Source organism: Alkalicella caledoniensis, assembly GCF_014467015.1.
In the GTDB taxonomy this organism is placed as follows: Bacteria; Bacillota; Proteinivoracia; order Proteinivoracales; family Proteinivoracaceae; genus Alkalicella; species Alkalicella caledoniensis.
In genome coordinates this window covers 868,120-892,362 of record NZ_CP058559.1, presented here as the reverse complement: position 1 = coordinate 892,362, position 24,243 = coordinate 868,120, and the positions used below count along the sequence as shown (strand labels likewise).

26 protein-coding genes are annotated in these 24,243 nt (G+C 35.2%); 16 read left to right on the top strand and 10 right to left on the bottom strand.

Annotated elements, in window-relative coordinates:
* The first annotated feature begins 91 nt into the window (after window positions 1-91).
* From HYG86_RS04400 to HYG86_RS04385, 4 genes are all read left to right on the top strand, one after another.
* Window positions 92-970, top strand: a complete 879-nt coding sequence (locus HYG86_RS04400) for a Gmad2 immunoglobulin-like domain-containing protein (protein ID WP_213167731.1) — start codon at window positions 92-94, stop codon at window positions 968-970.
* 812 nt (window positions 971-1,782) lie between these two features.
* Window positions 1,783-2,673: a Gmad2 immunoglobulin-like domain-containing protein gene (locus HYG86_RS04395; protein WP_213167730.1), complete on the top strand. Its 891-nt coding sequence runs from the start codon at window positions 1,783-1,785 to the stop codon at window positions 2,671-2,673.
* A 384-nt stretch (window positions 2,674-3,057) separates the two neighbouring features.
* A complete protein-coding gene (locus tag HYG86_RS04390; RefSeq protein ID WP_246451883.1) occupies window positions 3,058-3,930 on the top strand; it encodes a metallophosphoesterase in 873 nt (290 codons plus the stop codon).
* 109 nt (window positions 3,931-4,039) lie between these two features.
* Window positions 4,040-4,363 (top strand): hypothetical protein, encoded by a 324-nt coding sequence (locus HYG86_RS04385; RefSeq protein WP_213167729.1) that lies wholly within the window; start codon window positions 4,040-4,042, stop codon window positions 4,361-4,363.
* A gap of 34 nt (window positions 4,364-4,397) precedes the next feature.
* Here the strand turns inward: HYG86_RS04385 and HYG86_RS04380 are convergent, their stop codons facing one another.
* Complete coding sequence (locus HYG86_RS04380) at window positions 4,398-5,243, bottom strand: Cof-type HAD-IIB family hydrolase (RefSeq protein WP_213167728.1); 846 nt, start codon at window positions 5,241-5,243, stop codon at window positions 4,398-4,400.
* 180 nt (window positions 5,244-5,423) lie between these two features.
* Between HYG86_RS04380 and HYG86_RS04375 the strand changes: the two genes are divergently transcribed.
* The 5 genes from HYG86_RS04375 to HYG86_RS04355 all read left to right on the top strand — a co-directional run bounded on the left by HYG86_RS04375 (window position 5,424) and on the right by HYG86_RS04355 (window position 9,043).
* A complete protein-coding gene (locus tag HYG86_RS04375; RefSeq protein WP_213167727.1) occupies window positions 5,424-6,455 on the top strand; it encodes a hypothetical protein in 1,032 nt (343 codons plus the stop codon).
* 404 nt (window positions 6,456-6,859) lie between these two features.
* Window positions 6,860-7,033, top strand: coding sequence for an RNHCP domain-containing protein (locus HYG86_RS04370; RefSeq protein WP_213167726.1), 174 nt, complete (start codon window positions 6,860-6,862; stop codon window positions 7,031-7,033).
* Window positions 7,034-7,062: 29 nt separating this feature from the next.
* Window positions 7,063-7,224 carry a nitroreductase family protein gene (locus tag HYG86_RS04365; RefSeq protein WP_213167725.1) on the top strand — a complete coding sequence of 54 codons (162 nt, stop codon included), beginning with the start codon at window positions 7,063-7,065 and terminating at the stop codon, window positions 7,222-7,224.
* Window positions 7,214-8,047 (top strand): class I SAM-dependent methyltransferase, encoded by an 834-nt coding sequence (locus HYG86_RS04360; protein ID WP_213167724.1) that lies wholly within the window; start codon window positions 7,214-7,216, stop codon window positions 8,045-8,047. The genes HYG86_RS04365 and HYG86_RS04360 overlap by 11 nt, the downstream gene beginning before the upstream one ends.
* A gap of 138 nt (window positions 8,048-8,185) precedes the next feature.
* The gene (locus HYG86_RS04355) at window positions 8,186-9,043 is read left to right on the top strand and encodes an AraC family transcriptional regulator (RefSeq protein WP_213167723.1); all 858 of its coding nucleotides are present in this window, start codon (window positions 8,186-8,188) and stop codon (window positions 9,041-9,043) included.
* Window positions 9,044-9,182: 139 nt separating this feature from the next.
* Here the strand turns inward: HYG86_RS04355 and HYG86_RS04350 are convergent, their stop codons facing one another.
* From HYG86_RS04350 to HYG86_RS04325, 6 genes are all read right to left on the bottom strand, one after another.
* Window positions 9,183-10,457, bottom strand: coding sequence for a DUF4179 domain-containing protein (locus HYG86_RS04350; RefSeq protein ID WP_213167722.1), 1,275 nt, complete (start codon window positions 10,455-10,457; stop codon window positions 9,183-9,185).
* On the bottom strand, window positions 10,450-10,968 hold the full coding sequence (locus tag HYG86_RS04345) for a sigma-70 family RNA polymerase sigma factor (RefSeq protein WP_246451881.1): 519 nt from the start codon (window positions 10,966-10,968) through the stop codon (window positions 10,450-10,452). Before HYG86_RS04345 ends, HYG86_RS04350 begins: the two co-directional genes overlap by 8 nt.
* A 249-nt stretch (window positions 10,969-11,217) precedes the next feature.
* On the bottom strand, window positions 11,218-11,529 hold the full coding sequence (locus tag HYG86_RS04340) for a PTS sugar transporter subunit IIB (RefSeq protein ID WP_213169103.1): 312 nt from the start codon (window positions 11,527-11,529) through the stop codon (window positions 11,218-11,220).
* On the bottom strand, window positions 11,516-11,842 hold the full coding sequence (locus HYG86_RS04335; protein ID WP_213167721.1) for a PTS sugar transporter subunit IIA: 327 nt from the start codon (window positions 11,840-11,842) through the stop codon (window positions 11,516-11,518). The genes HYG86_RS04340 and HYG86_RS04335 overlap by 14 nt, the downstream gene beginning before the upstream one ends.
* Window positions 11,843-11,936: 94 nt before the next feature.
* Window positions 11,937-13,271: a PTS sugar transporter subunit IIC gene (locus tag HYG86_RS04330; protein ID WP_213167720.1), complete on the bottom strand. Its 1,335-nt coding sequence runs from the start codon at window positions 13,269-13,271 to the stop codon at window positions 11,937-11,939.
* Window positions 13,272-13,320: 49 nt separating this feature from the next.
* A complete protein-coding gene (locus HYG86_RS04325) occupies window positions 13,321-14,697 on the bottom strand; it encodes a glycoside hydrolase family 1 protein (RefSeq protein ID WP_213167719.1) in 1,377 nt (458 codons plus the stop codon).
* A gap of 361 nt (window positions 14,698-15,058) precedes the next feature.
* Between HYG86_RS04325 and HYG86_RS04320 the strand changes: the two genes are divergently transcribed.
* The 4 genes from HYG86_RS04320 (at window position 15,059) to HYG86_RS04305 (ending at window position 19,294) form a co-directional block, all read left to right on the top strand.
* Complete coding sequence (locus tag HYG86_RS04320) at window positions 15,059-15,811, top strand: MurR/RpiR family transcriptional regulator (protein WP_213167718.1); 753 nt, start codon at window positions 15,059-15,061, stop codon at window positions 15,809-15,811.
* Window positions 15,812-16,158: 347 nt separating this feature from the next.
* A complete protein-coding gene (locus HYG86_RS04315) occupies window positions 16,159-17,448 on the top strand; it encodes a glutamate-cysteine ligase family protein (RefSeq protein WP_213167717.1) in 1,290 nt (429 codons plus the stop codon).
* A gap of 50 nt (window positions 17,449-17,498) precedes the next feature.
* Window positions 17,499-18,833 carry a glutathionylspermidine synthase family protein gene (locus HYG86_RS04310; protein WP_213167716.1) on the top strand — a complete coding sequence of 445 codons (1,335 nt, stop codon included), beginning with the start codon at window positions 17,499-17,501 and terminating at the stop codon, window positions 18,831-18,833.
* 137 nt (window positions 18,834-18,970) lie between these two features.
* Complete coding sequence (locus HYG86_RS04305) at window positions 18,971-19,294, top strand: cyclic-di-AMP receptor (protein WP_213167715.1); 324 nt, start codon at window positions 18,971-18,973, stop codon at window positions 19,292-19,294.
* Window positions 19,295-19,383: 89 nt separating this feature from the next.
* Here the strand turns inward: HYG86_RS04305 and HYG86_RS04300 are convergent, their stop codons facing one another.
* From HYG86_RS04300 to HYG86_RS04290, 3 genes are all read right to left on the bottom strand, one after another.
* Window positions 19,384-19,863: a PTS sugar transporter subunit IIA gene (locus HYG86_RS04300; protein WP_213167714.1), complete on the bottom strand. Its 480-nt coding sequence runs from the start codon at window positions 19,861-19,863 to the stop codon at window positions 19,384-19,386.
* Window positions 19,864-19,958: 95 nt separating this feature from the next.
* Complete coding sequence (gene nagE, locus HYG86_RS04295) at window positions 19,959-21,356, bottom strand: N-acetylglucosamine-specific PTS transporter subunit IIBC (RefSeq protein ID WP_213167713.1); 1,398 nt, start codon at window positions 21,354-21,356, stop codon at window positions 19,959-19,961.
* A gap of 182 nt (window positions 21,357-21,538) precedes the next feature.
* Window positions 21,539-22,378 (bottom strand): PRD domain-containing protein, encoded by an 840-nt coding sequence (locus HYG86_RS04290; protein ID WP_213167712.1) that lies wholly within the window; start codon window positions 22,376-22,378, stop codon window positions 21,539-21,541.
* A 392-nt stretch (window positions 22,379-22,770) separates the two neighbouring features.
* Here HYG86_RS04290 and HYG86_RS04285 point away from each other — a divergent pair, with 392 nt between their 5' ends.
* The 3 genes from HYG86_RS04285 to HYG86_RS04275 all read left to right on the top strand — a co-directional run bounded on the left by HYG86_RS04285 (window position 22,771) and on the right by HYG86_RS04275 (window position 24,202).
* Entirely contained in the window at window positions 22,771-23,310 is a 540-nt protein-coding gene (locus HYG86_RS04285) for a maltose acetyltransferase domain-containing protein (protein WP_281391322.1), read from the top strand.
* Window positions 23,311-23,521: 211 nt separating this feature from the next.
* Complete coding sequence (locus tag HYG86_RS04280; protein ID WP_281391321.1) at window positions 23,522-23,722, top strand: cold-shock protein; 201 nt, start codon at window positions 23,522-23,524, stop codon at window positions 23,720-23,722.
* A 282-nt stretch (window positions 23,723-24,004) separates the two neighbouring features.
* Window positions 24,005-24,202 carry a cold-shock protein gene (locus tag HYG86_RS04275; RefSeq protein WP_281391320.1) on the top strand — a complete coding sequence of 66 codons (198 nt, stop codon included), beginning with the start codon at window positions 24,005-24,007 and terminating at the stop codon, window positions 24,200-24,202.
* The last annotated feature ends 41 nt before the right edge of the window (window positions 24,203-24,243 follow it).

Genomic DNA, 24,243 nt, shown 5'->3' with positions numbered 1-24,243 from the left:
TACAATGTATAAACAGATATGATACAAATGTTATGTAATATAGATAATAAGAAAACAGATTAAGAGAATGTTATACAAGGGGTGATAATCTATGAAGAAAAATATTTTGCTTCTGTGTATGTTGATTTTAATAAGTATCGTAGGTTTATCTGCTTGTGCAACCGGTGGCGACAAAGAGCCCAAGGAAAATTTGTCCCCTGTACCTGGTGAGAAGGATGAAAAATACGAAGTTGTATTATATTACCCAGATAACGATTTATTAGGCACTTACAGACTTAAAAAAGAAGTATCTGTACGTCGGGAAGAGGATTTGCCAAAGGCAGCCCTTCAGGCTTGGATAGATGGGCCAGAACATGAAGAGTTGACTGGGTTAATCCGTTCTAGCTTAATAATTGAGTATGTAGAGAATGTTGATGGGGTAGCCCATGTGAGTTTCTCAAAAGAGATTAACAATAACAGCTTGGGAACAAATGGTGAATTGATGTTTGCTGAACAAGTGGCTATGATAATGCAACAGTTTGGTTTTGAGAGGACTCAGATTCTTGTAGAAGGAAGAAAAGAAGAGCTGATACAAGGGAGTCTTTATATAGGGGAGCCTTTCGTAGCCAATGACCCAGAAAGTTACTTGTGGGTGGATGAAAAAGCAAAGGGAGAATTCGTGCTACAAAATGTGGCTTTTCGTATTTTTGAACCTGCCCTCAACTCTGAGGTAAAAGACCAAATAGTTGTAAGGGGATTAGCTAGGGTTTTCGAAGCCACCATACAGTACGAGTTTGAAGATGGGCACTTTCTTTTTGATACAGGTTTTGTAACAGCAAGTGAAGGGGCGCCAGGTTGGGGAGAGTTTGAGATAGTTATTGATCTGGACGGACTACCCAGCGGAACGGCTAGGGTGATACTTTACGAAGAAAGTGCTAAAGATGGATCTAGATTGCATGAAATTCAAATACCGGTGGTAATAGGAGAGTAGAGAAAGGCGCCCAATGGCGCTTTTTTTGTCCTTTTCATCGCCCTTTTCTTCCGTTGTAGGGGGCCCTCTTGTAGGGCCCTGACAGTATGAAACCGTCCCAGCAGACATGTAGATAATTTTGAAAGTGACAAAGTCATTTAAGAATGTCGCATATTGACTACACAGTACAAACCCTCTTAGGGTTTACCCTTTGATTTCAATTGGTGGCTTGTATTTTGCTCAATTACGGTGACTAAATGTCTTGAACTTAAGCGCGCCGGAAAGCGCTTTTTTAATTGCATAGGAAAGTATAGATTGCCTAGGCATGTGGATATTTTTGATAGCGACAAAGTCATTTTTGAATGTCGCAGATTAACTACGCAGTGCAAACTCTACGTCGAGATTTAAGGGTTCTGTTTAAGCTTCGGAAGGGTAACGCTCCAATTTGCCGTCCATGGCAAGTGGAGCTCTCGGACGTCCTGTCCTCGCCCCTTCCTACGCTTAACCATCACCACTTAAATCTAACTCCTCGAGTTAATGGTACTGCTTTAGTTAATCTGCACTGGGGTCAATGACTTTGTCAGAAAGCTACAATGAAGGTCTTTCAAAACTAACAGATCCGTGTAATTCGTGTAATCTCTTTTCAAAATCCGTGTTAGGCTCTTTTGAACTTGCGCGCCGAATGGCGCTTTTGTTCTTAGCTAGGAAGGTAACAAAATTGTTACAATACATAAACCCTTATGATACAAAAGGTGTGTAATATATAAAGTAAGCTAGGAGTTAAGTTATTGGTCGCTCTAATTTACTTAAAAAAATTTAAGGAGGAATTTATTATGAAGAAAAAATTATTAGCATTAACTATTATCATGTTGCTTGGATTGACTGTTTTATCTGCATGTGGTAACGAAAATGCGAAACCTGAGGGTTCAAATGGCTTAAGTGATGAGATTAACACTCCTATTGGAGGAGAAAATGATTCAAAGGATCAAGAAGAGCTAGATGTAGCTGATAATGACAAGGAAGATGAGAAACAAAAGGAGCAAGATCCAAAGGGTAATGAACAAGGCCAGTCCAAAAAGGAATTTGTATTAGAAAACAATGCATTCAAAATCTATGAAACTCAGCTAGATGAAGTAGAAGGTCGTTTAATTGTAAGGGGATTAGCTAGGGTTTTTGAAGCAACTATACAGTATGAGTTTGAAGATGGACACTATCTTTTTGATAAAGGATTTGTAACAGCAAGTGAAGGGGCACCAGGTTGGGGAGAGTTCGAGATAGTTTTAGGCCTAGAGAATGTAGTAAACTACTCCGGTGTAGGTACAGTGATTATATATGAAGAAAGTGCAAAGGATGGTTCAAGATTGCATGAGTTACACATTCCTGTAGAGATTCCTAAGTCCAATGATAAGTATGCAGTAGAAAACCAATCATTTAGGGTCTATGAACCTATTATTGATGAAAACAATAATTTGGTTGTTAAGGGATTAGCTAGGGTTTTTGAAGGAACTATACAGTATGAGTTTGAAGACGGACACTATTTATTTGATAAAGGATTTGTAACAGCAAGTGAAGGGGCACCAGGTTGGGGAGAGTTCGAGATAGTTTTAGATCTCGATGACGTATCAAACTATTATGGCACAGGTACAGTAATACTTTACGAAGAAAGTGCTAAAGACGGCTCAAGGCTTCATGAAATACACATAACCGTTAAGTTTGGAAAGTAAGACTTAATAGCCCACTGAATTCAGTGGGCTATTTTTTGAAGCTCTTTATTTGTAAAGGAAATGTTATCATCTGCCTAGATTAAGAGCCTTTAGTTTATTAATAAAGATTTAATGAAGAAAGCTTAAAGATGGTGGTAGAATGTAAATATAAAGTTTATAGTATCTGAAGCTTAAGAAATAAAAGATGTGTTGTTATCCTGTAATCAATGGAACATCACTGTTGTTTAACAGATGAACCAAGTATGGAATATCACTATTCAATAAAAGATGGCAAAGCTGTACCTCTTCCTACTTAGTTTTTTTATAAGGGATCTATGGCTAGATGATGAAAATACATTTGGAAAAGTGTATACTGAGTGTGAAAAACATTAGGGGTGTGTGAATATGGTGAATTTGAAATCTTGGAAGGCTATTATAACTAAAAAATATATACTAATAACAATGATTTTTTTTGTAGTTGTGGTTTTCTTATTTTCCCAGAATAACTTTATAATGGTTAACAATATGAATTTAGACTTTAGAGATTTGCCCAAGGGTTTTGATGGCTTTAAGATTGTACAAATTTCAGATTTACATAATAAGATGTTTGGTTCTAACCAAAGAAGACTAGTGGCTAAAATTAAAAAGGCACAACCAGACGTTATATTTATTACTGGTGATATGGTAGATAGCAGGAAATATGATGCTAAACCAGCCCTTATACTTATTGATGAGATTATTGATATAGCACCAATATATTATGTAACGGGAAATCATGAGTTTAGGTTGGCGGAGTTTAGTTTTCTTATGAAGGAGATTGAAAAAAGAGGAGTTAATGTTTTGAGGAATTCTTCTGAGATACTAGAGATAGACGGAGATGAAATGAGAATAATTGGCGTTGATGACCCAACAACTTTGGGAGATATGTTTGATGAAGAAAAGAACCTAGCTGTCAGCATTGACATAGCCATTGGGGAAAATGAAGAGGGATATTTTGATCTATTGCTTAGCCACAGACCAGAGTATTTCCCTATATATGCCGAGTCTCAGATGGATTTGACTTTTTCAGGACATGCCCATGGGGGCCAGTTTAGACTGCCTCTTATAGGAGGGATTATAGCCCCTAACCAGGGCTTGCTTCCTAAATACACTGCGGGGGTTTATACTGAGGGAGATTCAAAAATGGTAGTTAGCAGAGGACTGGGAAACAGTATTATCCCACAGAGAATATTTAACAGGCCCGAACTAGTTGTTGTTACTTTGTATCGAGGAAATTGATATAGTACAGGAATAATAAATGTGGGGCTTACAGGAATGCCTCCCCCCAGTAACGAAGACTATATTACGCATTCTTCATCCAATAAGATTTGAAGGAGGGATTTTTTATTTGAATCCAGTTTTTTTTGTATCATTTATACCTATTTTTGTACTGTTATTTGTAATTTTACCTCAACATAAAAAGATAAAAGGTAAAGTTGCTACTGGAAAAATAATCAAAAAGAAAAGGAGAGTTAAAATGAGCTATGAGGCTTTAAGGAAACTAATAGGAAAGAAATGCTCCATAAATACACTAGACCAATATGTGGAGGGGCAAGTTTTAACCTTAGATGGTAATTGGCTAGAAATTGAAGTAGAGACTAGGAAGGGGTATAAAAATAAAATTGAAATGGTGAACGTGGAATTTATAGAAAAAATTTCTATAGAGGATTAATGGTGTAGTGTTGACAAAAAAGTAAGTGCCTTGATTAAACCAAGGCACTTACTTTTTTGTCAACATTTAGCTGAACTATATATTTTTCTAAAGCATGGGCGATACCATCTTCTTCATTGGACAATGTGATGAAATCTGCCACGTCTTTTAAATCTTGTACTGCATTATCCATGGCTACTGCAACTCCTGCGTATTTAAGCATTGTTATATCATTATGACCATCACCAAATGCAATAATTTGATCTCTTGTGTAACCCATTGGCTTTAATATTGTTTCTAGGGCTTTGGCTTTATCAATCCCTTTAGCAGTGTATTCAACATAAAAAGGTGCTGTGAACACGCAGCTAAGCTCATTGTTAAAAGGGTCTTTCATTTGATTGAAAATGGTTTGAAGATATTCTGGAGATCCACTTGTTAAGATTTTGTTTGTCTCAAATGTGATAAATTCCTCTAGATCTTCTACCTGTTCTAAAATAAAATTACCACCACTTGCTTCATACTCAACATTTAGTCCATCTAGATTTTCAACATATATATGCTTGCCATCGTCAATCATTGGGGTGATATCAAATTGTTTAATGTGCCTCAATATACTTTTTGCTTCTACAACCGTTAACGGTTCATTAAACAGAATCTCATTCTTAGTAAAATCAACTACTTGACTACCGTTATATGAAACTAATAGTCCATTATGTTTGTCCATTTCTAATTCTTTAGCAAAACCCACTAGCCCAGTTGTAGGCCTACCAGATGCTAGGATCAAAGTGTAGCCTAATTCTTGTGCCTTCATCAATGTTTCTTTAGTTTTCTCAGTTATGACCTTCTTACTATTTGTTAGTGTACCATCTACATCCATAACAATTACTTTTAAATCGTTCAATTTATTGGCCCCCTGTTGTTAGTTAATATAACTATTATAACAAAAACTTGTCTACTATTACTATATATTGTAAGAATGAATTAAAATATTTAGATATTAAAAAGGAATTATGGGGGACACGAAGAAATATTTACCTATAGAGCTTTCAAAGAGAAACCTTTTTATGAAAAGGAGATGGAGATGGAAATGGGGATGGAAATGGAAAATAGTATTGCATTTTTATTAAGTGAAGCTTGTCCATCTATTAAGTTCAGGATTAAACAAGTGTTAAATCTCCATACTACTCCAGAAGCAGTTGAACATCTGCGAAGGGAGATTTTACAAGATGATCTAGTAAGAAAATTTATTTCCTTGCAAGGTCCTGATGGATGGATAGACTGTGATTTTCATAGTGAAAAGGGAGTAGAGACTGCTGTTAGAGTACTTTGTGAGAAGGGCATGGAACCTACTCACCCAGCTGTAGCCAATATGCTTAAACAGTTGGAGCTTAGGGGTGAGACTTTTGATCATGGATCCTTGTTTCGGGTGGGGAAAATATTAGATGAGTTGCATTTAGGAGGATCACAGTTAATCAAGGCTGTTATCTTTGCTTATGCAGGGATAGAAGATAAATATTTTATTAAGGAACAAGTTGAAAAAACACTAGATGTATTTAGATTTGTTATTGAGATAAATAAGATTACTGATATTACCATTGCTCATAAGGGGAGATTGGTATTTAAACAGGGAGTAAAATGGCCAAGCATCTACCATCTAAGGCTATTAGCATACACAAGTGGTTGGAAAAACTCTGAGAATTATACTATGATTACAAAAGCAATAAAGAAGCTGATGGAGCTTTCTCCTATACCTAGTATTAACGGACTCTACAAATCTCAGATTGTAGCTCCGGGCTCATTTTGTATGCATGAGTTCGATGTTGATTTTGACAAGTTAAAAGCAAAAGATTGGATGATGTGGTTTCACCGTATGGAGCTATTAGCAAGGCTAGGGGTTATTAAGAATATTGCTAAACTAGAATCACAGGTTAAGGAGTTGAAACAATCCATGAAAGATAATACTGGAATCTACAGTAAGAAGATAAATCACTACTATTTTAGAAGGTGGGGACCATATAGTGGAATGGCCCTTGAAAGGGATTGGAAGTGTAAGAATAGATACCTAAGTGATGTTATATTTAGGGGTCTGCTGATTATTCACTATGCTGACTAGTTCTAGCATTAATCAAAATATTTAGTAAAATTAGAGGATTGTTGTTGACTTATTTTGGTAAAAATAATAAAATAAATATAGTAGCAATGTGATTAGAAAGGTGGAATGCTGTCCGGCAAAGCTTGATGTTAAGGGATTTCAAATAACATAAGTGGAGCGCGGAGATGTAAGATAAAATCTTAAATTGAAAAGGTATAATGTACTGTTAATAAACAGTTTATTTAGTTATGCCTTCAATAAGATTTTATTTTACTCTTCAGGTCTAAGCATCGCCTCTTATTTTTAGGAGCTGTAGAGTAAATCTACAGCTCCTATTTTTCATTAATCATGTTGCTACTAATGTTGAAGGGGGAATTTTAAATGTTTAAGAAGATAGCACTAAGGAAATAACCGGGGACGAGCCGATGCTAGTGAGGTTAACATACACATATCAGTGGAAGGTTAAAAAACATCCTAAAAAGGGGTATCAAATAATTCATAGATGTATGGGTTGCGGTGAAGAGAAGGTTAACATAATCGCAGAGGACACTCTTCAAGGTGATTCCATGGATGCAATATTGAAATTAGCTAGTTTATAAGTTTAAGAAAAGCGGGGTGGAGAGATGTTATGAAATTAGCTGAGTATTTAGGCCTACCAAGTAGCTATCTGCCATCAGAAATAATAGCCTTTGGTTATGCAGAAAAAGAGCCAAAAGCGACGAAAAAAAAGGATTTAGAAGATATAGTTTTCTATAATAAGTATGGGAAGGTAGAGGATCATGTTAAATAAATTATTAGAAGCTACAAAAAAACCTGAGCTATATGCTCCAAGTACAATGAAGTTTTGGGATGATGAATATATCTCAAAATATCTATTAGAAGCTCATTTGGACTTTGGTGATGATGCAGCCAGTAGGAAACCAGAGCTAATTAATAAGTCGGTGGAATGGATAACTCAATTAGCTCCACCTAAAGAAGATACAAGGCTATTGGACCTAGGATGTGGACCAGGTCTGTATTGTGAAAGGCTTTACAAAAAAGGGTATAAAGTTACTGGTATGGATTTTTCCAAAAGATCAGTAAGTTATGCTAAAGATATAGCCAAAGAAAAGGGCCATAAGATAGAATACTACTATATGAACTATCTAGATTTGGACTATGAAAATGAGTTTGATGTGGTTATATTGATATATTGTGATTATGCTGTTCTTTCCCCTCAAGATAGGAAAAAGCTGCTCACTAAGATATTTAGGGCACTTAAGAAAAATGGTATATTTATTTTCGATGTTTTTACGCCTTTTCGTTATAAAAACATGAAAGTGGAAACTAAGGATTGGGATATAAGTAACGGAGGCTTTTGGAATCCTGAACAACATCTATGTCTAGAGAGTCATTTTATATATCCAAAGAATACTCGCTGCAATCAATATGTGATAGTAGACTCTGGAAATAACACTGAAATAATTAGAGTATGGGACCAACCTTTTAGCCCAGAAACCATAAAAGCTGAGCTAGCCCATATTAGCTATGAAAGCATTTCAATTTATGCTGATGTAACAGGAACCCCATACCATGAAGAATCAGATACAATGGCAATGGTAGTTAAAAAATAATGAGAATTCTTTACAGGAAACTAGAAACTAAGCTGCTAACACAATTGAATGGATATATAGCCGTTAGGACAAATGCCAACAAGCTAGGACAGGAAATTAGAGTTACACCTTGGTACAATTTAATCAGGAGGTGAGGAAATGGATTTTATCAAAAACTTGCAAAGGGCAATTGATTTCATGGAAGATCACTTGTTAGAAGCCATAACCTATGAAGATGTTGCTAATCACTTATTTATGTCCAGTTATAATTTTCATAGGACATTCAGTCTTGTTACGGGAATAACAGCAAATGAATACATCAGAAATAGGAGATTATCTTTGGCCGGTCAGGAAATTTCTATGTCTGAGAATAAGGTAATTGATGTTGCCATGAAGTACAGGTACGACTCCCCTGAAAGCTTCACTAAAGCCTTTTCAAGGTTTCATGGGGTGAGTCCCAATGTAGCGAGACGGGCAGGTATTGAGTTAAAATCTTTTAATCGCCTTCTTATAAAAATTAAATTGGAGGGTGGTACTGGTATGGATTACAGAATCGAAAAGAGAGAGCCGTTTAAGTTGTTAGCAAAGGTGAAGAAGTTTAGTAATGAAATAATTAAAGAAGAGGGGAACAATGAAATAGCTGATTTTTGGAAAGAGTGTAGTGCCAATGGGGTTTTTGATGTTCTCAAGGAGAATGCTATTAAGCAGGATTTTTACGGTGCCTGTGCTCCTGTCTCTAAAGAGTGCTCGCATTTTGATTATGGTATAGGGATGGAATTTGAAGGTGAGAATGTACCTGAGGGATTTGCCCTTTGGGAAGTGAAACCTACTTTGTGGGCAGTTTTTAGATGTATAGGTGAAACACCTGACTGTATAGGAGAAACTTGGGAAAGGATATTTAAAGAGTTTCTGCCAGGGTCTGAGTACGAGATGATAGATGACACAGATTTTGAACTATATAGCGACCAGTTCACTGATTGCTTTTGTGAGATTTGGATTCCTGTTGAGAGGAAATAGGAAATAGGAAATAGGAAATAGGAAATAGGAAATAGGAAATAGGAAGTAGAAAATAGAGGAACCAACAAAGCTATCGGTGGGTGCTCCACCGATAGCTTTAGTTATTAATTATGGTTTTTCTACTTTGAAATTGAAAATATTATTTTATTCTCACTTTTATTGGTTTCTCTATTAGGTTGGGGTAATGAATGATTTTTACTGTTATTATGTTATCCATTAATGGGTTTTTACGAATGTAGTAGTAATTATAAACATTTCCTTCGTATTCAGTTACACGTAACGTATTACTTTCAAATACTCGCCCCTTTGAGTCCTCAAAACGTGAACGGAATGGAAAGTATTGCCTTCCATCATCATAAACAGGGACTCTAAATTTCAACCAAAAATGGTTATCTTCTTCGACTACTTCTAACTCTAAACGGTCATCTGGTGCACGTAAAATTTTCTTATTTTGAAGATCAACTACTACTTCTGCCTCTTCTTTTTTAAGAGCATATATTCCATCAGCCTCAAGAAAGAGTTTTTGGGGATAAGTAAAAAACCCACTCTGCATATTATACCTTATGGAATTATCGCTTAATATATAACTGAAAGTACCATTACTAATATGTCCCCATTCTTTTTTACCATCAGTTATTCTTAAATTTTTGAAACCAAAAATTTCATATTTATTTCCTTCATGGAACTCTATGTCAAGCTCTGCCATAGTTGGATACATTACAAACTGCTTGATATTAATCCTGTCATTATTAAAAGTAATGCTATCATTAACTACATACATATCTTTTAAGTGGACTTTATCTAAATCAACAGGTATATCTATTTTCCAGCTAGATGGAGGCCCATATATAGCTGTTTCTAATGTAACTGTGCTTGATAGATGGAAATCCGGTGTAATACCAAAGTCTATCATTCCAGGATTTCCGTGTCTTCCCGATATCTCTTCACCATCTTGGTTTCGTATTATAGGACTGTGTAGGAATGTTTCTTCGGTTTTTCCGTTTTGCTGAACTGAATAGAAAAGAACTATTCTACTTTCATCTACTATGATAGAATCTACAGTCAAAGTTGTATTACCACGGGTCAGGCTGGCACCAATTGGCTGAATGTACTTGTTTTCTATGGCTAACTGCAAACCTTTGTCGAACCTCACGATTTTAACAATGTACTCTAAGCCAGGAATATGGCTGAGGTAGTTAGCAAAGGCTGGGGAAATCCTTATTGCAGTTATTAATAGGAGAAACAGTATACATGCTGCAATGGACGGCATCCTTTTTCTCCACTTCTTTTTATTTTCTACTTTTTTTTGTTTAATACCCTTCTCTATAAAATGATTAATGTTAGTTGGAATAGTTATGTTATCATAGTCACTATCTTTATAATCTTTAAGCATTAGCTCTACTTTTTCAGGCATTGTATCCACCGCCTTTGTTTAATATATCTTTTAAGCAACTAAGTGCCCTGCGTGACCATGTCTTTATAGTTCCTTCTGGAGCTTCCATGACCTTAGCGATATCTTCTATAGAAAGATCTTCAAAGTACTTTAAGACTATCACCTGCTTATACTGTGGTTTAAGCTTTTCAAGTGCATGGTCCATATCTAACTTAACTGTAGGATTGAATTCTTCAGTAGAGAACATTTCTGGACACAATGGTACGGCTCTTTGTACCACTTTTTGCTGACTAATACAATAGTTTATATGAATCCTTGTTACCCAAGTATTAAAATAATTGGGTTCCTTTAATTTTTTTATGTTTTTATATGCTCGGTATGTTGTTTCTTGGATTGCTTCTAAAGAATCTTGCTCATTTTTTAAAAAAGAATACCCTATTCGATAAAGTCTTCCTTTGGCTTGTTCCATAAGTTGAAAAAAAGCAATATCATCACCCTTTTGTGCTTTCCTAACTATTTGTGTAACATCCACGTGGTCACTTCCCCTCTGTTCTACCCTTAACTATTAGATTAAACACTTTGCAGGAAAGTTTCAAGTATTTTTAGAAAACGAGAAAATATTTAGGAAATATAACTTGGCTAAATAATATAGAAACTATATTACAAATTGTCTTTAGCAATTATAAAAACAAGTAAAGCTTAGAAACCCTTATAAACTGGGTTTTCTAAGCTTTGTTTGTTTCTCTTTTTTATCAATATTTTTTGAAAATTTCTAATCAAACTATTTTTCTTCAAACATTTTCATAGCCATATTTAGAACTTTTTCACCCTTCATCAAGCCATAGTCTTGAATATTTATAGCAGCAACTGGGATGCCTTTTGGGTCACAAATTTTTTTTGCACGTCCAAGTAAAAATTTGACTTGTGGGCCTAGTAGCGCAACATCACAATCATCTGTCTCTTTTTCGAGTTTTGATTCAGGGAACGCTGTAATCTCAACATCTAAATTACGTTCTTTAGCTGAATTACGCATCTTCGTAACAAGCATACTCGTTGACATACCTGCATTGCAGAATAATTTAATTTTCAACAGTATTCCCTCCTTGTGCTCGGTACAAATCAATAATTTCGTGCGCCATTAATTTAAGTAAATCTGTTGTCATAAGTTGATCTTCAGCATGCATGAATAATAGGTTGAATTCAATCTTTTCTCCAGACGCTTCTTTTTGAATCAATGATGCATGTGCTTTGTGAGCATCTTGAAAGATTTGTAACCCTTCTGCCATGATTTTATCTGCCTTTTCAAAGTCTCGACTTTTAGCAGCAGTGATTGCTTCCATGTAATAACTTTTGGCAGCTCCTGCAGCAGAAACAATTTGAAAACTAATCAGTTCCATTCCTTCCATGTATTTTCCTCCATTACAATATTATCAAGTTATACTAACCAAACTACACTTATATGGGAAGCTATACTTTTTTTACTTGTAAGCAACATTTAAATTATATTTGAGTAACAGCCATTGATTCATTTGTCCCATTATCCATGGTCATCATTTTTTGTGCTGTACGTTCACTAATTTTCATAAATGGTAAATACAAGAAGACACCACCGACAATAATAATCAATTGTACTACAACAGCACGCCAGTCACCGCCAGTTGCAAGGAATCCGCTAAGTAATGGGGGAGTTGTCCATGGAATCAATACAACTGTATGATTCATAAATCCAAGTGCAGTTGCAAAATAGGCAAAGATAATACCTAGTGATGGCAATAAAACGAACGGAATCATCATGGGTAAATTAAAAACAATTGGATATCCGAAAATAATTGGTTCGTTTATGTTAAAAATTCCGGGAGCTGTTCCAAGTTTTGCTACACTTTTAGATGAACGTTGTTTGCTAAATATAATTGTAGCAATAATAAGTGAAATAGTACTTCCTGTTCCGCCAATCATACCAAATGTTGGAATAAAGACGCTTGTAATAATATTTGGGATTTCTATTCCATTTTGAAAAGCAAGCATATTTTCATTCATGTTTACTAAGGCTATTGGCATTAGAAGGACACCGTTAATAATTGTTTGGTGAATACCAAGGGTGAATAAAAAGTTCCCTACACTATAAATCAGCACTGCACCCCAAATTGAAGTGTTTACTGCTCTTAATGGCTCTTGAACAAACTTTGCAACTAGTGCTAAGAGATTTGTTTCAAAGGCAACCAGTAAAAAAAGTGAGAAGGCTGCGAAGATTGAAACAACCAACATTACTGGAATTAATACATTAAACGATTGCCCCACCGCAGGAGGAACATCATCACCTAAATTTATCTCAAATTTCTTAAAAGAAGAAAGTTTAATAAATAACTCAGTTGAAAGCAAGCCGATGATAATACCTGCAAACATTCCCTGTGTCCCAAGATCAGCAAAACGCATAATACCTATTACTTCAACAGCATCACTTGCGCCAATAGGAGTGAGTGAAGTTGTGAATGGCATCATAACTGCAAGAACAGAAATGGCAAGGGCTGCTGATGCAATTGGATTTTTGAAACCTTTATTTTTTGATAGGAAATACGCAACCATTGGTGCCAGTAGAATACTAGAAATATTCAATGTGCCATTGGTAACCATTCGTCCCCAATATTGTGCTGTCCATAACGTATCTCCCTCCCAGAACCATGGGAATACAACACTATTTATTAATACTGCGATACCTGCTAGGATAAACATAGGCATTAAAATCGCAAAACCATCCCTGAGTGAACGTAAATGCACTTGATTTCCAAACTTTGCAGCAACCATGGAAAATTTATCTAAAAACCTATTTTCTTCCATATTTTTCTTCCTTTCAAATTATATTTTGAAATAAATCACAGTAATTTGATTACAAATTTTCACCGTTACTTGCTGTTACATTCTTCATCCAGTAAAAGCTTTTCTTTGGAATGCGTTTCATATCTTTTAAGTCATGATTATCGCGGTTCACATATACCATTCCATAACGTTTGCGCATGTCACCCTGTGAACTTAAAATATCGATCAATCCCCATCCAAGATACCCTATTACCTCAGCCCCATCAAAAGCTATGGCATCTTTCATAGCTTGAATATGGTCTCTGTGATAAGCAATACGATAATCATCCTGAATTTCATTCACACCGTCCCAGTTTTCTTGTACACCGATTCCGTTCTCGTTAATGAACAATGGTATCTTATAACGGTTGCTCATTTTTGTTAAGATGTTTCTAAGCCCAAGGGGGTCAATTTGCCATCCCCAACCTTCTGTGGCGTCCACATATGGATTTTTCGCATATCCTTCTTGCCAATAGTAGTTGACAGGCGTTCCTTCTGGGATAGTTGTTGAATCAATTGCATGTGACGCATAGTAACTAAAAGCTAGGAAATCGCTTCTCATCTTCGCAATTTCTTCTAAATCACCTTCCTTAATCACATTCATGAGATTGTTCTTTCTCATGAATGCTAAGACTTCTCTAGAGTATCGACCATTTGTAAAGGCTTCTAGTAAATTATGATTCAAAAATTCATCTAGTTGTCTTGCAACAAATACATCTTTTGGGCGTGATGTGAGCGGATAAAACTCCATATATGTGAGCATTCCACCAACCTTGCATTCTGGATAATTTTCTTGTAAATAATTTGAAAAACGTGTATGTGCCATCATTACATGATGACTAATTGTATATAATTCTTCGAGTGTTTCCTCACCCTTTAAATAACCACCATACTTAAAAGCTTTTGGAGTACTGTATAGATTTTGCTCATTTAATGTAATCCAGTACTTCACCTTATGTGAAAACCTTTTAAGCATCTCTTTACCATAACGAACGAAAGCATCAACTACTTCCCGGCTCAAGAAACCATTATATGTTTTTGCTAGATGAAGTGGCATATCAAAATGATACAAACAAATTTTAGGTTCTATTCCTCGAGCTATTAGTTCATCAATAAATTTGTCATAAAATTCGATTCCTTCTTCGTTAAATTCACCATTTCCAAGAGGATTGACACGGCTCCATGAAATTTGAAAGCGATAGCAATTCATACCCATTTCTTTCATAAAATCAAAATCTTCGGTATAACGGTAATAGCTATCTGTTGCAACCTTCCAATCTGATGCAAACTCTGAAGCTTCTTTTACATCATACACAGATAGCCCCTTACCACCCTTGTCCCAAGCACCTTCTGTTTGCATACTTGAAACTGAATTTCCCCAAAAAAAATCTTTTTTTAGTATATTCATACAAAACCTCCTTTAATTTTTATGTGATAACTATAACACCTCCCCATAAAAAAACAACACGATTAAATGATAAAAAAACAGGTTTTTGTCTAAATAACAAAACCTGCTTTTTGTTGCTTAAAAATTGATATATATTAGGATTGAGAGAACTGTTAGACAATTGATGCATCAGTGGAGATGCGTATACTTGGATACTACTTTTCGATTATAGGATATTCTACATCTAAAAATGATCATTTGTTAGGGCTGAGTCTAGATTTTATAGTAGACGCTTTTGTAATATATTTGATATACTAAATCTAAGTCGTTGACAACTATATATAAAGGGGAAATTTTTATTATGTTGTTTACTTATGAACGAGTGCAGCGCTTAAATGATTTAGAATTTGATGTTTATAGTACTATACTAACCTTAAATGAGAATGTAATCGGTATGAAAATCCGAAGGCTTGCAGCAGAGGCACATGTTTCAACAACAGTAGTTCTTAATTTTTGTAAAAAGATGGATTGTAATGGATGGACAGCCTTCAAAATAAAATACGGAGAGTATTTACGAAATAATAATAAATCGATAACAACAACAACTGAGCCAATCTTAAATTATTTTGAGATGTATGAACAAGACGAAGAAAAACAAAAAGAGTTAGATGATATTGTACGTTTGATTTGTAAATCTCGTAAAGTGATATTTATCGGAGCAGGACCTTCAGGTGTATTAGCGAAATACGGGGCGTTATATTTATCTAGTATGGGAAAACCAACTCAATATATTGACTCACCATATTACTCTATTCCAGAAGAAGATTGTAAAGAAACAATAGTCATCGCTTTATCTGTTTCTGGGGAGACCGTAAGTGTAATCAATCGTCTGAGTCGCTTCAAATCATTACAGGCTACACTTATATCTTTTACAAACTCTGATAATAACACAATATCTAAAATGGTTGACATTCCAGTGAAATATTATGTGCCTCAAGAAGAATTTAATATAGTAGAAAAAACTGAACAGATTCATGTAACAATGACAACACAAATTCCAGTTCTTCATTTAATTGAAACTATTTCCAAAAAAATTCTATGGGCAAACAAAATTGACCCTCAGTTAGACAGCTAAAATGCAATATTAGGAGGGGAAGAAATCAAGACTCTCTTTACAACAAGAATAATCTAAAGTATACCGTTACATAGTCTGTGGTAGGGGATTAAGAAAGAGGATCAGCTTCAATTAGATTGACTAAATAGTGACATATGGTTATCAGCCTCAGACGTGAGATAAAGTAAAAGAGTTAGCTCCTATCAAATGATAGGGCTATTTTTTTAGGGTTTTACATACCCATGTTGGGCATATAATTTTTCTGTCTTTAAATATTAAGCATATAGAAATAAATCAAGTTAAATGGTAAAATATAAGAAAGTTACATACAACAAAATATAAAATTAAATATAGAAAATGGTGATTAAATGGATGTTAAAACATATATAGAGCATCAAGTGGAGTATTTTAAAAAACATGCTCGAACAACTGACAAATTACTTGGTGTTGAATTTGAGCATTTCTTAGTAGACAGGGAGACGTTGAGGAGTTACTCATATTTTGAACCAGGTGGGCAAAAAGATATTGTTCAGGGGTTGTTAAAAAACAATAGTAATTGGCGCCTGATCTCACAGCAAGATGGCTATCCCTTAGGTCTTGAAAAAGATGGCAGCACTATAACCTTTGAACCCGGTGGTCAAGTGGAAATTAGTATAAAACCCTTCGAAAAGATAGCAGAGGTAGATGCAGCATATAGAAGGATTATTGATGATATTTATTCACAGATGTTACCTAATCAAATTTTAGTATCTGTGGGCTACCACCCTAAAACTGAGATTGCAACACTACCGATTTTACCTAAAAAACGTTATGAGATGATGTTTGAGTATTTTAAAAACCATGGTGCTAAATCTCATAATATGATGAAGGGAACTGCAGCCACACAGGTTTCTATAGATTATTGTGATGAGGCAGACTTTGTTAAAAAGTACAAAGTTGCTCATTTTCTTGCACCTGTACTGGCAAGCCTTTTTGATTCCACTCCTATTTTTGAAGGAAAGATATATGATAAAGAAAACCCGAGGGTGGCTATTTGGGAAGAGACAGATCCAGTACGTTCTAAGCTAGTTCCCGGTGCAATAAGCAAAACATTTGACTTTAGATCCTATGCAGAATATCTTTTGGATGTTCCTCCAATTCTCGTTAACAAAGACGGGGTAGATATATACACTGGAGAAGCTACCCTAAGGGAATTGTTGCACCGCTATGATTTTAGTGAAAAGGAACTTGAACACATTCAGAGTATGGTTTTTCCTGATGTACGACTAAAAAAGTTCATTGAAATAAGAATGGCTGACGCTCTTCCCTATCCATATGGACTAGCTGTGGTTGCTATGATTAAAGGAATTTTTTACACTCCTTCGCTTTTAGACAAGCTTTATGAAAAGGCTAAAGGGTTTGATGATCAATGGGTTCTTGAACAAAATAAAGGGCTTATAGAAATGCCTGTTAAAGTAGATGAAACGTTTATTGCTCTAAAGAAAAACCTCATGGAAGAAACTCTTAAAGTTGTGACTAACGAAGAGAGATACTACTTGGATGATTTTTATAAGTTAGTAAATGAATACGGTAGTGTTGCCAATTGGTTAAAGGAACTTTATAGAAATGACAGAGATTTATTTATAAAAACAATTGAGGTACCAAGTTCTAAAAGATAGGCTAATACCAAGCCAAGCCAAGCCAAGCCAAGCCAAGAAAGGGGTATACAATGCAGATAGAAAAAAAGATGACAGAAGCAATATTAAACAATCCTGAAAGATATCAGGAGGATTTTAAAAATATTAACGAGGCTGTAGCTAAATCTAAGGCTATTTACAAGGGGGAGCCTGTTCCCCATCTGTATGTCCCCAAAATTTATACACACTCAGATGTTGTAACCTTTGAAAAAGCTCTAGAAGGTATGATGGATGTGGTTAATAGAACCATAGAATTATACTTAGCTGAAGAATCAGTTAGGGAGTTATTTGGATTTGATCCCAAACTAGATGCCCTAATAAGATTACCGCACTTTTATGATGCAAAAGTGCCCATGGGAAGATTTGATATCTTCTACTATGGTAATGGAGAGTATAAGTTCTGTGAATTAAATACCGATGGTTCTTCTGCCATGAATGAGCAAAAGGAGCTAGCCCAGGTTTTGAAGCAATCGCAGATAATGAAAGACTTTGATAGTAGTTATTCCTTCGAGACCCACGAGCTTTTTCACTCATGGGTTCATGCTGTTGAAGATATATATGCCCAAGATCAAAAAAACAGAGGACTTAAACTAAAAGATAAGGCAGACACTTCCATTGCAATTGTTGATTTTATTGATAAAGGCAGCTCCATAGAATTTGATGTATTCGCAGAGGCTTTCAAGTCAGAGGGATACCATTGTATTATTGTTGATCCCAGGGACATAAAAGTTTCAGATGGGCAAATGTATGCAAATGGCAAGGTAATTGACGTGGTTTATAGAAGGCTGGTAACCAAAGATTTGATGGATCGCTATGATGAGATCCCAGAATTTATAGAAGGCCTTTTCGCTGGGAAAACATGTGTTATAGGTAGTATAAAAACCCAGGTTGTTCATACAAAACGTTTCTTTGAAGTTCTTTATCACCCCACATTTAGAAAATATCTAAGTCAGGATCAAATTGACTTTATAGAATCCCATGTGCCATATACTAAAGCACTTATGGCAAATGATATACAGCAATACATAGATCAAAAGGATAACTATATTATAAAGCCTGTTGATTACTATGCATCTAAAGGAGTTTGTGCTGGCTCAGACTATACTGAAGCATCATGGAAAACACTTCTTGAAGAAAAGAGTCAGGAAGATTTTATAGTTCAGCGCTATGCTCCTCTTTCATTAGTTGATAACGTGCTTTATGATCAAGGGGAAGGCTTCTTAAAGCACTCCTTCAGAACCATAACTGGTTTGTTTGTTTACAATGAGAAATTTGCAGGCTTGTATGTTCGTGGAGGACTTAATGCAATTATTTCTGGTTTACACAGTGGTTATACTTTTGCAACTTTTGTGGCTAAAGAGAAATAAAATTAGAGGATTAAACCCACTGGGTGGAGAAGTATATAAATAATAAAGATTTTATTTTCTTAATTAGTCTTTAACAAAAAAAGTTGCACTTTTTGGGCAATTTTGGATTACTAAAATACAAAGTAGGAGGTTTATTTGTGAAACTTATAATTGCAATACTACAAAGTAGAGACTTCGCAAATTTACGTAACGACCTTATGGAGAAGGGGTATCCAGTAACCTTATTATCTAGTAGTGGTGGATTCCTTAAAGGGGGTAACTCCACGGTGCTCATAGGAATAGAGGAAAAAGAAGTCCCCTCGGTGTTAGAGATTATCGAAACCAATTGCCAACGTAGAGCAAAAGTAAACACTCCACCGACCATGGGAAATTTGAAGTCAGGTTCGGAAATACCTGTGGAAGTAGCTGTTGGAGGAGCAACTGTTTTTGTAATAGATGTAGACCAGTTTATAAAAATGTAATTTAGATATAGAAAAAAGGAGGTAAATGACCTCCTTTTTTCTATATCCTGTACAGCAATCTTTTTTGTTTTCAAACAGTTGGGTAACTATTAGAGCAGTGTTATTTTCATGATAGTTGTTTTTCCTGCCTTTACTTCGCCGGTATAGCTAACTATTTTTTTGATCTTGTCCATGTTAGTTACTATTATAGGTGTTTCTAAAATCTTACCTTTACTTTTCAAATACTCTAAGTCTACCTCTAGTAACTCTTGTCCTTTTTTTACATGGTCTCCTACTTTTACAAATGATGTAAACCCTTTACCTTGTAACTCCACTGTATCAATGCCTACATGCATCAGGAGTTCAATGCCATGTTCAAGCTCCATGCCTATGGCATGTTTACTTGAGGAGATTTGAATAATCTTTCCATCTGCAGGTGCCACTAACTTATTTGAAGTTGGTATTATGGCACAACCATCTCCCACTACCTTACCGGAAAAAACTGGATCCGATACTTCAGATATCTCTAATATAGTTCCTGAAAAAGGAGCTTTAATTTCTATTTTTTTTGCCAGTAGATTTTTGAACATACTATTCACCCCCTGAGTTGAACACTTTTTGATATGATTTTTTAACCTATATTTAAAAGGGCGTAGGCATTTTGCCAACGCCCTTTTAAGTCATATTAAACTTGTCTTTTGATGGCTTCTGCAAGAATTTCAGCTTTTGTTCCAACGATAACTTGTATGTTATTTTTGGAAACTCTCATTACTCCTGCAGCTCCTATCTTCTTGAGCTCTGGATCTTTTACTAAAGAGATGTCTTTTATAACTAGACGAAGCCTGGTTATGCAAGAATCTATATCTTGTAGATTTTCTTTTCCACCAAGGGCTTTGATATAAGCAGTTGCTGCTGCATCTATACCCATACTTTCTATTTTTTCATCACCTTCGACATTTTCATCTAGTACGCGACCTGGTGTTGAAAGGTTGAATTTCTTGATGGCGAAAAGGAAGATGAAGTAGTAAACAGCTCCAAAGCCTAAACCCACTGGAATTAGAAGTATGGGTTTAGTGGCTAGGTTATAGTTTATTAGGTAGTCGATAAGTCCTGCTGAAAAACCAAAACCATGTAAGATGCCTAAGGCATTACTTACAACCAAAGCCACACCTGTCAATACAGCATGGATTGCGTAAAGAGATGGTGCTAAAAACACAAAGGCAAACTCTATGGGCTCTGTGATTCCTGTTAAAAAGGATGTGAAAGCTACAGAGAAAAGCATTCCACCAACAATTGCTTTTTGTTGCTTATGTGCTGTTTGATACATGGCCAAAGCAGCTGCAGGTAACCCAAACATCATAATGGGGAAGAAACCAGCCATGAATACACCTGCAGTGCTATCCTCTGCAAGGAATCTAAACAAATCTCCATTTATAACTTCCCCAGCTGTGTTTGTAAAGCTGCCATGGGTAAACCAGAAGATGGAGTTTAGTACATGGTGTAAACCTGTAGGGATAAGTAGCCTATTTAAGAACCCGTAAGAGAATTGGCCAAAAGCTCCAGATGCTACAACGGCGTTACCAAAGCTATCTAGTGCTTGTTGTACATATGGCCAAAATAAACCAAAGCCTAAACCTATAAAGATGGAAACTATACTTGTTACTATAGGAACAAATCTCTTTCCACCGAAGAAACCTAGGAAATCAGGTAGCTGGATATTGTGATACTTGTTATACAAAGCTCCAGCAACGATACCCATAATAATACCTGCAAATACACCTGTTTGAATATCTGGGTCAATTACAGTATAGACGTTTACGCAAACAAAGTAACCTATGGCGCCGGCCAGTGCTGCTGCGCCGTCGTTGTTTTTTGCCAATCCAAAGGCAATACCAATAGCAAATATAAGTGCCATGTTACCGAATACTGCATCACCAGCAGCTAAGATAATCTCTGCAAATTTACCCTCAATACCAGGTACCTCTGCACCGAGTCTTAGGAGTAAAGCTGCAACTGGAAGTACTGCGATTGGTGTCATTAGTGCTCTACCAATCTTTTGAAGCTTACCAAACAGTTTGTTCATAATCAAACCTCCCTTTTTTTATTACACTGCAAAAATAAACAGTGTATTTATACAACCTCTTACCTTATAAGTTAAAATAAGAGGATATATACATCAAAAACAACAAAAGGCATGAGCATAATAAGTCACTTGTGACTTTTTAAGCTCATGCCTGATTTAACAGTAACACGCTTTGAAGATATTTACTTTTTAAGCCTTTCTATGTGTATGGTTATATATCCTAACTCATTTTCGGGAACCTGTACATTTATGCTTTCCTCTATGTGACTTGCTAGTAATTTTGCAATTAAAAATGATTGCTGAAACTTAAGTTTGATATCATCTAGCAGTAGGTTCTCTATATATTTATTCTCTTCTAGTCTGTTTAGAACAGCTTTGAGGTGGTTTATTAGCCGAATATATGTAAAGTCATTATTACTTAAAGTGATAGCTAGCTTGTCTTGAATTATATCTGTAAGTTCTTTTATGAGTCTTGTGGACTTAAGGGTCTCTTTTACTTTTTTGTTTTGCCTGGCAGATTGTAGGTGAAGGGCTATGAAACCAACCTCTGATTCACATATGGTTATACCTATGGCTTTTTTGATTAAGTCCACTGCCATTAGACCTATGGAGAACTCTTCATCATATAAGGCTTTAATCTCATATAGAAATGGATTATGAATTTCAAGTCCCATCTTAATTCTTTCTATGGCAAAGCCAATATGATCTGTTAGTAATATATGAACATGGGGAGCTAGGTGGCCGATTCTTTCTTCTGCTTTAGAAATTAGTTCTTCACTAACACCTATAACTCGTGGATCAATTTTGTCTATCATTTGAAGATAGTCACTTTTAGTTTCTTTATTGTATGCCACATAGGACTTTTCAAGTTTGGAACTAGGGATTCTAGCGAGTTTTTGCTCTTTTTTCGCAAAACCAATACCTTTACCTAATAAAATCATTTCTTTATTAGTTTCCTTGTCCAAGGCTAGAACTACATTATTATTCAGTATTTTAATAATTAGATACTCTTTATCCAACATATTCTAGCCCCCTTTAATAGCTAAGGTTTCTCTAAGACTTAAAAAAGCATAAACCTATAGTAAAAAAATCACTACGGTTTATGCCTGTTTTATCAGTAACACACCGAAAAAAATATTATTTTATGGTTTTATAATAACATGCTAAAAATTAATGTCAAGACAAATTTGGCAATTTATTAATATTAATCTTTGAAGATTCTAATAAATCATTGACCTCATATACACTGTGTAATACACTTAGGTGGTATGGGATATTATATCTTGGGTATTTCAGATACTAAATGTAGATAGTGCACTAAATTTTATATAAATAGCTCATAAAATAAATATAGTAGATATAGGCAAAATAATTAAGTAGAAGAGGTGGCAACGTGAAAACAGAAAAAGAGAAGATGTTAGCAGGTGAGCTGTACAACCCTGGGGATAAAGAATTGTCTTCGGATAGGCAAATAGCCCGTGGTAAGGTTAGATTATTTAATCAATCATTGGAATCAGAGGTTGATAAGCGTACAGAAATGTTAAAAAATCTTTTTGGTTCTACAAAAGAGAATATTTTTATTGAACCAAACTTCCGTTGTGATTATGGATATAATATCCATGTGGGAGAGAACTTTTATGCAAATTTTGATTGTGTTATTTTAGATGTTTGTGAAGTTAGAATAGGAGATAATTGTATGTTAGCACCTGGGGTACATATATACACTGCTGCTCATCCACTAGACCCACATCAAAGGAATTCTGGGGTTGAATTTGGGAAGCCAGTTAATATTGGTGACAATGTTTGGATTGGGGGTAGGGCGGTAATTAATCCAGGGGTTACAATAGGTAACAATGTAGTAATTGCTTCAGGGGCTGTGGTTGTTAAGGACACGCCTGACAATGTAGTTGTAGGGGGTAATCCAGCACGGGTGATTAAGGAAATTAAGTCCTAAAGAAAAATTATTTAAAGAAAAAGAATGTAAAATTTGACTTTGAATTTTAGATGTGTTAGAATAAGTAGAAACTTAAACAAGAATAAAAGGGTAGCATATGTTTTTATATAAGGTGATCATTATCAAGATGTAGTATCAACCTAATTTAAAATGTACTTGCGATCTAAATTCAAAGATTTAAGGAAAAAACAATTAGGAGGTACACATTATGATGAATGGTACAGTAAAATGGTTTAACGCAGACAAAGGTTTTGGTTTTATTACAGGAGAAGACGGTACAGATGTATTCGCTCATTTCTCACAAATTAACTCTGATGGTTTCAAAACTTTAGAAGAAGGCCAAAGCGTTTCTTTCAAAGTTGCTCAAGGTCCTAAAGGTCCTCAAGCAGAAAACATTACAGTAATTAAATAGTTATTGTATATTTAACCCTTCGCCTTGATGGTGAAGGGTTTTTTATATGCTTTTTCTCAGTTAATAGAAAAAATAAAGTGTTAATTAAAATTAGTAGTGAAATTTTAATTAATTGCAAATGAATTATTAAAATTTGAGCAAAATAAATATAGGAATTAAAAACAACTATTTGCAAAGAATTCTTTATTATATGGATTAGCCATAATCCTATATACAGTAATTTAATTGCAAATCCAAGTTACAAAGATTTTGGAAAAAACAACTAGGAGGTTACTTATTATGATGAATGGTACAGTAAAATGGTTTAACGCAGACAAAGGTTTTGGTTTTATTACAGGGGAAGACGGTACAGATGTATTTGCTCACTTCTCTCAAATCAACACTGATGGTTTCAAAACTTTAGAAGAAGGTCAAAAAGTTACTTTTAAGCTTGCGCAAGGCCCTAAAGGCCCTCAAGCAGAAAATATTACAGTAGTTTAATAGTCTAATGGTAAATATTTACCCCTTCACTTTTTAGTGAA